Raw genomic sequence first — 12,122 nt, forward strand, 5'->3', positions numbered from 1 at the left:
TAGGGTGCGACCGTTAGTGTTCTCAGGGCGGGGCGAGATTCCCCACCGGCGGTAATCACCTTGCATCACCCGATGTCTGGTGCGAGCCCGCGAGCGCCTCCCGGTCATCCGGGAGGGTCAGCAGATTTCGGTGCAATTCCGAAGCCGACGGTATAGTCCGGATGAAAGAGAACAATCGAAAGTGAAGGCTGGCTCCGTGTCAGCCTTGCGCCTTTTTGGTTGTGCCCTGATTCACGTCCACTCGAAGGAGAAAGACATGGATCAGTTCCAGAATAACGTTCCCCAAGACCCAGCCCCGCGTATCGCCTTTGTGCAGGCGCGATGGCATGCAAACATTGTCGACCAGTGCCGCCTCGGCTTCGAGGAAGAACTGCGCCGGCAAGGTGTGACACCAGCCCGCTTCGATGTCTTCGACGTGCCCGGCTCTTTTGACATTCCGCTCCTCGCCAAAAAACTTGCTGAAAGCGGCCGTTACGACGCCATCGTCGCTACCGGGCTCGTCGTCGATGGCGGCATCTACCGGCACGATTTCGTCGCCGGCTCTGTCGTCAACGCGCTTTTGACCGCGCAGATGCAAACAGGCGTGCCGATGCTGTCGGCCGTTCTGACGCCGCACCACTTCCAGGAGACCGAGCAGCATATCGATTTCTTCACGCGGCATTTCCTCGTGAAGGGTGAGGAGGCGGCGCGGGCCTGCCTCCAGATCATCCGCACCTTGCGGCAGGTGAGCGAACTCACCGCCGCCTGAGTGCGCGATCGGGTTGTGTCCGCTGCGCAGGTGGCGGGCACATCACGTGAGGCGACGGACCGCGGTCGGCTTGCCGTAGAGATAAGCGATGCGTTCGATCGCGTCGCGCAATGGCTCAAGCGTCACGCTCATCGTATGTCCGCTGGCGTGGAGCAGCGTCGAGTGGCTTGCCATCATTGCGGCGTGGCCTTTCCAGAAGACGAAATCGCCGCGCCTGAGATTATGATAGTCCGGGTCCGGTTCGATCGCCTCTCCGATCGAGGCTGCCTGCATGTCCGAATCCCGCAGGACGCCCTGCCCGGTCATGAGCAATGCCAGCTGAACGAGGCCCGAGCAATCGATGCCGAAGCCTGAAACGCCACCCCAGAGATAGGGCGTGTGCATCAGCGTCTCGGCGACGGCCACGTGGTCTTCCGCAACCTCGTCGATCGGCACCAGATGCTTTGCGATGATCGCCTCACCGCTCGGCAGCATGGCATACAACGTGCCCCGCCGTTCCTCACCGCCCGTAATCGTAACAAGCGAACCCATCGACAGGGCTTTGGTGCGCGGGAATTTCAGATCGGATCCGGGATAGACGAAAGTGCGGGGGGCAATGACGATATGCGTGGGATCGCCGGTTCGCCGGTCGAGGCTAGTATCGACCACATAGCCCACATAGCCGTCGCGCTCATTCTGTATCCAGCACCAGCCATTGTCGTCCTCGAAAACGAGGACGTCGTCGCCATAGAGGAATTGCGTGGTGATCGGGGCATCGCCCCGCGGCTCGGATCTCACATCGACCACCGGGTCCGCAATGCGCATGGGCTTGCCGGGAACGAAGCGTTCCGCCTGCACCAGCCCACGCAGGCTTTCATCGGCTCGGTCGGGCCGATATGCATTCAGTCGTTTGTCCAGCGACACTGTTGGATCTGTCAAAGCGGTAATCCTCTTGCCTTGGCAATCACGAGATCGCCAAGCTTTTCAACATAAAGCGCACCTTTTACCGTTCTCTTGACGAGAACGTTGCGCTTGTCTTTTTCATCGCGATGCCGATCGACCAGACCATAGCCGCCCATCGTATCGAGCGCGCGGGTTATGACCGGCTTGGTAACGCCGAGTTTCGCCGCCATGCCGCGTATCGTGTGCGGCGGCGGCTCGAGATAGACCGTCAGCAAGACGGCCATCTGCCGCAACGTAAGGTCATGCGCATCATCGCGCACCTCGGAGATCGCGATTTCCTTCCACAGCGTCAATGCCTGGATAGGCTTCAGTTCGATGAACATGGACGGTATCCGAGATCATTTCGGTTCCGTTCCATTCTACCCCCTTGGCCGACCCAGGCAAGCCGTTCATTTGCTGGGATAACGATGCTTCAGAAGATGGTAAAGGGCGCGTATCGCCTGAGCCTCACCACCCACCGGGGAATGCGGTTTCTCGACGGGATTCCAGCCGTAAATATCGAAATGCGCCCACACCTTGGCCTTGCCGACGAATTTCTGCAGGAAAAGCGCTGCGGTAATCGATCCGGCAAAGCCATCGGTGGTGACATTGTTGGTGTCCGCCACGCGGGAGGACAGTTTGCTTTCGTAGGGCTGCCACAACGGCATGCGCCAGACAGGATCGGCAACGGTGTCCGCGGCCCGCGCGACCTCGGCGGCGAACGTTTCGTCATTGGTGTAGAACGGCGGAAGGTCCGGGCCAAGCGCAACGCGCGCTGCACCGGTCAGGGTTGCCATGTCGATCAGGATTTCCGGTTCCTCGTCATCCGCAAGCGCCAGCGCATCGGCAAGCACGAGGCGCCCTTCCGCATCGGTGTTGCCGATCTCGACAGTCAAACCCTTGCGGCTTGCAAGGATATCGCTTGGTCGAAATGCATTGGCCGAGATCGAATTCTCGACAGCCGGGATCAGGACGCGCAGGCGCACAGGCAACTTCGCATCCATGATGAGGCTCGCGAGCGCCAGGACATTTGCCGCTCCACCCATGTCCTTCTTCATCAAAAGCATGCTGCTCGAGGGCTTGATATCGAGCCCGCCTGTATCGAAGCAAACGCCCTTGCCCACTAGCGTCACGCGCGGCGCATCCTTCTTGCCCCATTCGACGTCGATCAGGCGGGGTTCCTCGCTCCCCGCACGGCCAACGGCATGGATCATCGGAAAGTTCTGCTTGAGAAGTGCGTCGCCCTTGATGACGTTCACCGACGCCTTGTAGTTATCGGCAACCTTGCGGACTGCCTGTTCCAGCGCCTCGGGGCCCATATCGTTCGTCGGCGTGTTGATTAGATCGCGAGCCAGGGTGACGGCATTGGCAAGACGTCTCACATCGACCTTGTCGGCGCCTGCAGGCGAGGCAAGCGTCACATCCAGTTCGTCCTTCTTGCCATATTTTGTGAATTTGTATCCGCCGAGTAGAAAGCCGAGCGCGGCAAGGTTGGGCTCGCCCACGACATTGGCGAAATGCCAGCTCCCCTTGGGCAGACCCGTTGCAAGCTTGCCGGCAACAAGACGTGCATCGTCTTTGCCGGTACCGAGCAACGCTCCGGCAACTTCACCCTTGTCGTTGGGAATGATTAACAGGCGCGCGGACTGACCATCAAAACCGTTTGCCTTGGCCCAGTTCAGCGCACGGTCGTCTAGTCCCGCGTCGTTCAGTCCTCCGCTTCGCACCAGCCAGACGGGTTTGCTGCCATCGGGCATTTTGCCTTTGATTTCAATCGGCATCGGCGAATTTCTCCTTGGTCATTCTTGTGCTGCACCGCGGGTCGTTAACGGTCCGTTAGGGTTAACAGAATATTTCTAGTCCTGGGATTGGGTTAACACAGCTGATTTGCGTGGGTACGGGGCAAACTATGGTAATCGCAGGCATTATTCAACGTAATCGCCGCATGCTTTTCTCTGTGGCGATAGCGGGGCTCGTGGGGGGCATATCGGGCTGCACGACCACCGACAAGACGACGACAGGTTCCATTTCACCCGCTGTAGCGGCGACGGCAACGAGCGCAAGCGGCGATTTCGACCAGATGAACGAACAGCAGTTGATGCAGGCATCGACCAGCCTCGGTTCGCGCTATCAGGCTAATCCAAAGGACAAGGTCACGGCGATGAAGTTTGCCGCGGTCCTCAGGATGACCAATCGCAGCGATCAGGCCCTTGCCGTCATGCGCAGCCTCGCCATCGCCTACCCGCAGGATCGGGACGTGCTCGCCGCTTACGGCAAAGCGCTGGCAAGCGCCGGCGAGTTCGAAGCAGCGCTTGATGCGTTGCGACGGGCCCAGACGCCGGAATATCCGGACTGGAAGCTCTTGTCGGCGCAAGGCGCTATCCTCGACCAGTTGGGCAAGGAAAGCGAAGCCCGCGACCTCTACCGGCAGGCGCTGCAGATCAACCCCAACGAAGCCTCGATCCTTTCCAATCTCGGCATGTCCTACGTCCTCTCGGGCGATCTCGCCAGTGCCGAAAACTACATGCGCCAGGCGGTAAAGGCACCGGGGTCCGACAGCCGCGTCCGCCAGAACCTTGCGCTCGTGGTCGGACTTCAGGGTCGCTTCGACGAGGCCGAGACCATCGCCAACCAAGAGCTCTCGCCGCAGCAGGCGCAAGCCAATGTCAAATATCTGCGCACCATGCTGGCACAGCAGAATTCCTGGACCATGCTGAAAGACAAGGATAAGGCAAAGCCGAAGGGCTGAGCAAATTGGTGACGGGGAGCAGTAAGCATGGTTTCAGATACGTCCGCTTACACTCTACGCCCCGTTTCTGAACTCGATTACTACGACACCCGGTCGGTCCTGTTGCCGATAGCTATCCCTCCGCTTGAGGCGTGGAATTTCATCATGGAGGACCCTCAGCCGATGATGCGCGTGGCGTTCCGAATAAGGGACGCCATCGCTTCACGCTTTGGTGTGAAGCGGATCGGCGGTTTCTCAGGTGCGAAGCGAGACGCTGTACGGGCTGGAGACCGGATAGATTTCTTCCTTGTAGAGCATGAAGCACCTGGTCTTCTGGTGCTTACGGAGCGCGACCGCCACCTCGAGGTGATGATCTGTATCTCCTCGGTGGAACGCAGCCTTACGATCACGTCATCGGTTGTCATTCACAACATGTTTGGGCGCGCCTACATGTCGGTGGTAGGCCCTATCCATAAACTGCTCGTCCGGAACGATCTGAAGCGATTGGTGCGCAAGCTGGAACGATTGGGACCAGCGACGTAGAGCGCTACTTCGGTGTCGCGTCGCCAAAGATGCCGCCTTGGGCGGAAATCTGGATGAAGGCCGGCCCCAAGATCACGGCGAAAAGCACCGGCAGCAGGAAGACGATCATCGGTACGGTGAGCTTCGGCGGCAGCGCCGCAGCTTTCTTCTCGGCTTCCATCAGGCGGGCGTCGCGGCTTTCATCGGAAAGGACGCGCAGCGCACCGCCAATCGAAGTACCGTAACGTTCCGATTGGGTCAGCGCCTGGACGACGGATTTGACCGGCTCGAGCCCGGTACGGTTGGCTAGGTTCTCATAGGCCTGCCGGCGCTCGGGCAGGAACGACAGTTCGGCATTTGTCAGTACCAGTTCTTCGGCAAGTTCTGCGGATTGCGCGCCGATTTCCTCGGAAACCTTCTTGAACGCTGCCTCGATCGACATGCCGGATTCGACGCAGATCAACATCAGGTCGAGCGCATCCGGCCAGGCAAGCTTGATCGACTGCTGCCGCTTGGATCCGACGTTCTTGACGTAGAGATTGGGCAAGTAGAACCCGACATAGGCACCGGCGAAGCAGGCGGCCATCCGTATCATGGTCGACTGTGCGGCAAGGCCGTCCATGCCGAAGATCCACAATGTGGTCAGGCCGAGCGTGACAAAAGGCAGGCCAAAGCGGGCAGCAAGAAAGATATTGAGGGCGTTCTGCCCGCGAAAGCCGGCAATACGCAGAGAGTTGACGGTATTCTCGTCGGCAAGAGCGCGCTGGAGATCAAGCCGCTCGACCAGTTGCCTGACACCCTGCCGCTCGGTCACGCGCAATGAACTCGCTCCATTCTTGCGCCGCGTCTCCGCATCCGCAGCCATGCGGGCCCGTTCGCGCGACCTGATCTGATCGCGTTCCAGGGCAACCGACTTCATCCGCGTCTTCAGGCTGGTGCCGGAGAACATCGGCATCAGAAAAGTCATGAGCGTTGCAAATATCGATATGCCAACGAGCACCGCAAAGATGAAGGCGGGGTTGTGCATGGCTTTGGCGATGGTGGTGATCATTGATGGGCCTCGACTTTCCCGCTCAGAACTTGAAGTTGATCATTTTTTTCATGACCAGGATCCCGAGTGACATCCAGACGGCGGCGCAGCCCATGATGACGTGACCAGTGTCGGTCGTGAACAGAACCATGATGTAACCGGGGCTCGACAGGTAGACGAGGAAGGCAACCGCGAAGGGCAGTGAACCGATGATATAGGCAGAGGCCTTGGCCTCCATGGACAGCGCCTGAACCTTGGCCGCCATCTTCTTGCGATCGCGGAGCACGCGGGAAAGATTGCCGAGCGCTTCGGATAGGTTGCCACCGGCCTGCGACTGAATCTGGATCACGATCCCGAAAAAGCTTGCTTCCGGACAAGGCATGTATTCGGCCATTCGCATCGCGGATTCCGGGATGCTCACCCCGACCTGCTGCGCATCGACCATGCGCCGAAACTCGGCCTTGACCGGCTCTTGCGCCTCCTGGGCAATGAGCCGGATACCGTCATTGAGCGGCAGTCCGGATCGAAGCGCTCGCACGATGACGTCGATCGCGTTTGGAAACTCCTTGAGGAATGCCTTTATACGGCGGCCGCGGCGATAGTAAACGAACCAGCGTGGCAGGCCGAAGATGCCGGCAAGCAGCAAGCCCGGTGCAAGATAGAGCGGCGAGCCGAGGAAAAGCCCGGCGAAAGCGACGACAACGCCAACCACTGCGGAGTAGATATAAAAGCGCTGAACAGTCACCTTCATCCCGGCCTGCATGAGCAGCATCTTCAAGGGCGGCGACTTGGCGTTCTTGTCCCGCTGTTTCTGACGCTTCTCGATATCCTTGAGCGTATCCTGAACGGATCTCCGGCGCTTCTGCGCCTCTGCCAGCTTGTCGCGAACCACAAACTTGCCCATGCTTTCGCTGGCAGAGAGTTTCACGGAATTCAGGCGTTCCTCAGTGCGCTTCTGCGATGCGATCGAATCGAAGAAGAAGACGTAGGCGAGTGCAGCGAAGGTCAGCGCCACCAGGGCAACGAAGACGATCTGCGGAAGGCTAAGCCCAAACATGGTGGAATTCTCCCGGCGTCGTCATCCCTGCATGATTTCCATGGAATCAAGCGCCTGGGCGAGGCGGCGATCTTCGTTGAAATAGCGCGCGCGCTCCCAGAAATGCGGCCTCGCGATACCCGTCGAAACATGCTTGCCGATAAGGCGGCCATTCGCATCCTCGCCGGTGATCTGGTAGACGACGAGGTCCTGCGTGATGATGACGTCGCCTTCCATGCCGATGACTTCGGTCACATGGGTGATGCGCCGCGAACCGTCCCGCAGACGCGCCGCCTGGATGATGACATCGACCGAGCCGACAATGATTTCTCGCACTGTCCTTTGCGGCAGCGAAAAGCCGCCCATGGCGATCATGGATTCGATACGGCTCAGGCACTCGCGCGGACTGTTGGAGTGGATCGTTCCCATCGAGCCGTCGTGACCGGTGTTCATCGCGGACAGCAGGTCGAATACCTCCGGTCCGCGCACCTCGCCGACGATGATCCGCTCGGGGCGCATGCGCAGGCAGTTCTTGACGAGATCGCGCATCGTGACCTCGCCCTCGCCCTCAAGATTGGGCGGCCGTGTTTCGAGACGCACCACGTGCGGTTGCTGCAGTTGCAGTTCGGCCGAGTCCTCGCAGGTGATGACGCGCTCGTCCTTGTCGATATAATTCGTCAGGCAATTGAGGAGCGTCGTCTTGCCCGAGCCGGTACCGCCGGAAATGACGAGATTGCAGCGAACGCGGCCAATGATCTGCAGCAGTTCGGCACCGGCCGGTGAGATCGCACCGAAGCGCACGAGTTGATCGAGCGTCAGCTTGTCCTTTTTGAACTTACGAATGGTGAGGACCGGCCCGTCGATTGCGAGCGGCGGCGCAATCACGTTGACGCGCGAGCCATCCGGCAGGCGCGCGTCGCATATGGGGCTTGATTCATCGACGCGGCGGCCGACCTGGCTCACGATGCGCTGGCAAATATTGAGAAGCTGCTGATTGTCGCGGAACCTTACACCTGATTCCTGCACCTTGCCCTGCACTTCGATATAGGTCTTGCGCGCACCATTGACCATGATGTCGGCGATGTCGTCGCGTGCGAGCAATGGTTCGAGCGGTCCATAGCCGAGTACGTCGTTGCAGATATCGTCGAGCAGTTCCTCCTGCTCGGAGATCGACATGGCAAAGTTCTTGATCGCGATGATGTCGTTGACGATATCGCGAATTTCCTCGCGTGCGACATCGGGATCGAGCTTCGACAATTGCGCAAGATCGATCGTGTCGATCAGGGCCGTGAAGACTTGCGATTTCGTATCGTAATAGGCCTCGTTCTTCTCGCGGAGCACGACGATCGGCTTTGCGGCTTCAGCCGGTTGGCGTTTCGGCTCCAATATATCGCGCGGCAAGCGGGACGCTTCTGCCGCAATATTGCCGAGCGGCAGCGCCGCTTCCATCGCCGGGGCACGAAACTCCTGGACCTGTTGATTTCCTCCGCCGCGCTTGCCGAACATGATGCCTCTTCGATCTCGCTATTTCTTACGCGTCAGCTTGGAGAAGACGGCTTTCAGTCCCGGCTTCTTTCTGGCTTTGTGCGTCATGCGGCCCGTCAAGATATGGGCCATTTCGTTGATGGTCTGAACAATGGGATTTGCCGCGTCCGTCTCAGCGAGCATCCGTCCATTGTTGGCGGCACTGCCGAAAAGTGCCGGTTCAAAAGGAAGGGTCGCCATCGCCGGGATGCCGAGCGGACCACAGAATTCGAGCGGCGCAATTTCGGGACGCTTCGGCACGCCGACCTGATTGAGAATGAGCCGCGGCGGCGCATCATTGGGGCGAAGCTGCTTCAGCGTGTCGAGGAGGTTTTTGGTGTTGCGCAGATTGGCAAGTTCCGGCGAGGCAACGATCACGACCTCGTCGGCACGGGCAAGCGTCGTGCGCGTCCAGCCGTTCCAGGAGTGCGGCACATCGAGAATGACATGCGGGACCGAACGCTGCGCGACATCGATCAGATGTGCAAAGGAGTCATCGCGGAAGTCAAAGACGCGATCGAGCGTCGATGGTGCCGCGAGGAGCGAGAGATTTTCAGCGCATTGCGCAAGCAGCCTATCGAGATAGACATCGTCGATGCGTTCCGGCGAAAACACGGCTTCGGCAATGCCCTGTGCCGGGTCCTGGTCGAAATTGATGTTCGCGGTGCCATAGGGCAGGTCCATGTCGGCGATGACGACCTCGCTCTTGAACAGCGAGGAAATCGACCACGCGATATTGTGTGCGAGCGTGGAGGCACCGACGCCTCCCTTTGCACCTATGAAGGCTATTGCACTGCCCAGCGGCTTAGCCTCGGGATCGACGAACAGCGTACCGATGACGCCGATGATGTCGGCCAGCTCGATCGGCGCGATCATATATTCGGAAATGCCGTTCCTGATCAGCTCGCGGTAGAGGGCGACGTCGTTGAAATGACCGATGATGACGACCTTGGTGCTGGGGTCGCACACTTCCGACAGGGCGGAAAGGCTTTGCAGCATGTCCCGCGGCGCTGCGGAGGTTTCGAGAAGGATCAGATTGGGCGTCGGCACCGTCTGGAACATTTCAACGGCGGTCGCGACACCTCCCATATGAATCTGGGCATGGGTCTTGGCCATGCGCCGGTCTTCATTGGCCTTGGCGATCTGGCGCGCGACCGCATCGGTTTCGCAAAATGCCTCGATCGATATGCGCGGGACCGGACGATAGGCGTGCAGGCCCGCTGACCGCTCTGTGCCTCCGCCTGCCGGGTCTTCTATGTCAAAGGCTAGACTCATCTTCAGATTCCGCGTTTCAGGGAGTTGGTCACCACGAATAATCGACTTCTGCTGCGCTGGGCGTATGCGGCCTGTCGGACGGAACCCCGCGATAGTCCTCGATCACGATGTTGCGGCGCTCCGCATCGATCGGCGAAGATGCCCGTGGTCCAAGAAGGTCGGCAGGGTTTGCGATCTGGGCGGCGAGATTATTCTGGCTGGCGCAGCCAAAATTCGCGTAATGGCGATTATCGGCCGTCTCGAGCAAATCCTTCGGCCATTGACCGCAGGGATGCGTGGACGCCGTCATTGCCGAATAGGAAAGCCTGATCGGCGCTGAATCCGAAGAACCTGCGCTGTAACGCTCACTGTTTATGTTGAACGGCTTGACCCCGCCCTTGCGCAGAACTGCGGCGATATCGTCGCGCAGGCCGGCCGCAGCGCGTTCGTTCGGCGAGCCCGCCGGCAACAGGATGTGAACCATGCCGGAACCGTTGGCCCGATAATTGGCGATGACCTGTTCGACGATGCTTCGCTGTGTAATCGACAGTTTGCGGTCAGCATGACCGACCGGAATATCGGCGACCTGCTCCTTCTCCGAGATGATTATCGGATGGTTGGTGCGATAGTCGTCCGGAATGCTCCCCGTCAACTCGCGTGGTGCGCAACCTGCAAGCAGGGTTACGACGAGCAATGCAAGGACAGGCTTTATACGACGAATGGTGGTTGTGTCTGACATGTCCGCGTCCCTGCTTACTTGTAAATGTAACCGATTGTGCCTTCGTATCGACCTTCAGGCAGGCTGGCTTCCTTCGTGCCGTAGACACGATTGACCTTGCCGAGGAAGATGCCGGCGGCATCGCTGGCTGGATTGAGATTGTCGTCAGGCCTTGCAAGCGCCGTGCGGGCGACCGGACGCACCAGATAGGGCGTGATGATGATCACGAGTTCACTCTCGTTGCGAATGAAGTCGCGGCTGCGAAACAGGGTTCCGAGGACCGGAATCTTGGAAATTCCAGGCAGGCCCGAGATCGCGGCGCGGTTGTCGTCGCGCATCAGGCCGGCGATCATCATCGAGCCGCCCGAGGGCAGTTCCACGGTGGTGTCGGCAAGACGTTTGCGCAGTGAGATGATGTTGGTGGCGAGGTTCTGGGCCTGGTTCTTGTTCGTCGTTCCGTTGTAGGTCGGATTGACGCCTGCACCGAGCGGGATCGATTGTTCAAGTGTCGGTTCGGAAACCGAGGTCCGTACCTTCAAGCTTATGCGTCCGGGTGAGAGGACGACGGGCAGGAACTCGAGGCCGATGCCGTATTCGATCTTGGTAAGCTGATACTGTGCACCCTGCGCATTCGAGGTTTGGCCGGTGATCATGTTGTATTCGCCGCCGACCTTGAACGTCGCCTGTTCGCCCGAGATGGCGGTCAAGGACGGTTCTGCGAGCGTCTTCATGACCCCCGCCACTTCCATGGCATTCAGGTAGGAATCGATGGTTGCGCTGCCGATCGATATCGGCACGGTAACGCCGGACGTTGTCAGGCTTTTGCCGGCCAGCGATGCGATGTTGGTCGAGCTGAAGAATATCCCGTCCGACTTGGTCTTGCCGACGAGATTGACACCAAGCTGCTTCATTACCGTGCGGCTGACTTCAGCCACTGTTACCTTCAAGGTAACCTGGTCGTCGCCGGCAATTTGAATGAGATTGACGATCTTGCTTTTCTGGCGCGCCTCGTCCGGGTCGCTGATGGCAACGTCCGACCCGCCGCCGCCATTGGTGCCGCCCTGGCCGGAGGCCGTGATCGCATATTGTCCCGTCGTTGCTTCACCGCCGGAAACGAGAAGGTTGGCAAGGTCGCTTGCCCGCTTGGCGTCGAGCGGCGTTTGAACCGTTCCGGTGAGGATGACGTTGTCGTTCATCAACTCGACCTTGATGTCGGAGTCCGGAATATACTTCCGCAGGCTTTCCTCGAGCCCCGCCACATCGCGTTCGATAACGAGATCGAAGCTTGCAAGCTGCTCACCATTCGGGCCAAAGACGAAGATGTTGGTCTGCCCGACCATCTTGCCGAAAAGATAAATCCGCCGCGCCGTGCGGGTGACGGCATCGGCAACGGAAGGATTGGCAACGAGAATGTCGTAGGCATCCGCCGGCAGATCGATGACGAGCGACTTGCTCAGTCCAAGGTTGATCCGCTTGCCAGCGGTCTGGCTCTGGTTGAGCCTTACGACAGCGTCTTCCGCAGCGGCCGTATTCTGCAATGGCAGAACGGCTATGCTGCAGCCGAGCAGCACGCGGGCCGCCTTCATCAGCGGCGACATAGGGGATGCGCATTTGAGCTGCATAATGTTGATTTCGTGCCCC

General features: G+C 59.4%; 12 protein-coding genes and 1 riboswitch. Of the genes, 3 read left to right on the forward strand and 9 right to left on the reverse strand.

The features are described 5' to 3' along the window. Positions 1–14 precede the first annotated feature (14 nt). Positions 15–177, forward strand: a riboswitch (FMN riboswitch). A 79-nt stretch (positions 178–256) separates the two neighbouring features. Then, positions 257–748, forward strand: coding sequence for a 6,7-dimethyl-8-ribityllumazine synthase (locus BR48_RS0105755; protein WP_051614599.1), 492 nt, complete (start codon positions 257–259; stop codon positions 746–748). A 42-nt stretch (positions 749–790) separates the two neighbouring features. On the opposite strand, the gene BR48_RS0105760 is transcribed toward BR48_RS0105755, so the two are convergent. From BR48_RS0105760 to BR48_RS0105770, 3 genes are all read right to left on the reverse strand, one after another. Then, complete coding sequence (locus BR48_RS0105760; protein WP_174207799.1) at positions 791–1,666, reverse strand: NlpC/P60 family protein; 876 nt, start codon at positions 1,664–1,666, stop codon at positions 791–793. After that, entirely contained in the window at positions 1,663–2,013 is a 351-nt protein-coding gene (locus BR48_RS0105765) for a MarR family transcriptional regulator (RefSeq protein ID WP_027230420.1), read from the reverse strand. Before BR48_RS0105765 ends, BR48_RS0105760 begins: the two co-directional genes overlap by 4 nt. Positions 2,014–2,079: 66 nt before the next feature. Then, complete coding sequence (locus tag BR48_RS0105770) at positions 2,080–3,450, reverse strand: leucyl aminopeptidase family protein (protein WP_027230421.1); 1,371 nt, start codon at positions 3,448–3,450, stop codon at positions 2,080–2,082. A 164-nt stretch (positions 3,451–3,614) separates the two neighbouring features. On the opposite strand from BR48_RS0105770, the gene BR48_RS0105775 reads away from it, so the two are divergent. Together BR48_RS0105775 and BR48_RS0105780 are read left to right on the forward strand one after the other, a co-directional pair. Then, a complete protein-coding gene (locus BR48_RS0105775) occupies positions 3,615–4,418 on the forward strand; it encodes a tetratricopeptide repeat protein (protein ID WP_245273353.1) in 804 nt (267 codons plus the stop codon). A gap of 27 nt (positions 4,419–4,445) precedes the next feature. Next, positions 4,446–4,940, forward strand: coding sequence for a DUF2867 domain-containing protein (locus tag BR48_RS0105780; protein ID WP_027230423.1), 495 nt, complete (start codon positions 4,446–4,448; stop codon positions 4,938–4,940). 4 nt (positions 4,941–4,944) lie between these two features. Here the strand turns inward: BR48_RS0105780 and BR48_RS0105785 are convergent, their stop codons facing one another. From BR48_RS0105785 to BR48_RS0105810, 6 genes are read right to left on the reverse strand one after another with little or no spacing between them, the layout of a single operon-like run. Continuing rightward, positions 4,945–5,970 carry a type II secretion system F family protein gene (locus BR48_RS0105785; RefSeq protein ID WP_027230424.1) on the reverse strand — a complete coding sequence of 342 codons (1,026 nt, stop codon included), beginning with the start codon at positions 5,968–5,970 and terminating at the stop codon, positions 4,945–4,947. Between the two features lie 22 nt (positions 5,971–5,992). Then, positions 5,993–7,006, reverse strand: coding sequence for a type II secretion system F family protein (locus tag BR48_RS0105790; protein ID WP_027230425.1), 1,014 nt, complete (start codon positions 7,004–7,006; stop codon positions 5,993–5,995). Positions 7,007–7,027: 21 nt separating this feature from the next. Further along, positions 7,028–8,491 carry a CpaF family protein gene (locus tag BR48_RS0105795; RefSeq protein ID WP_027230426.1) on the reverse strand — a complete coding sequence of 488 codons (1,464 nt, stop codon included), beginning with the start codon at positions 8,489–8,491 and terminating at the stop codon, positions 7,028–7,030. A gap of 18 nt (positions 8,492–8,509) precedes the next feature. Further along, positions 8,510–9,784, reverse strand: a complete 1,275-nt coding sequence (locus BR48_RS0105800) for an AAA family ATPase (RefSeq protein ID WP_091950589.1) — start codon at positions 9,782–9,784, stop codon at positions 8,510–8,512. A gap of 28 nt (positions 9,785–9,812) precedes the next feature. Beyond that, the gene (locus tag BR48_RS0105805; protein WP_027230428.1) at positions 9,813–10,502 is read right to left on the reverse strand and encodes a CpaD family pilus assembly lipoprotein; all 690 of its coding nucleotides are present in this window, start codon (positions 10,500–10,502) and stop codon (positions 9,813–9,815) included. 14 nt (positions 10,503–10,516) lie between these two features. Beyond that, positions 10,517–12,067: a type II and III secretion system protein family protein gene (locus tag BR48_RS0105810; RefSeq protein ID WP_091950833.1), complete on the reverse strand. Its 1,551-nt coding sequence runs from the start codon at positions 12,065–12,067 to the stop codon at positions 10,517–10,519. Positions 12,068–12,122 lie beyond the last annotated feature (55 nt).

This window comes from Phyllobacterium sp. UNC302MFCol5.2, assembly GCF_000686005.1.
In the GTDB taxonomy this organism is placed as follows: Bacteria; Pseudomonadota; Alphaproteobacteria; order Rhizobiales; family Rhizobiaceae; genus Phyllobacterium; species Phyllobacterium pellucidum.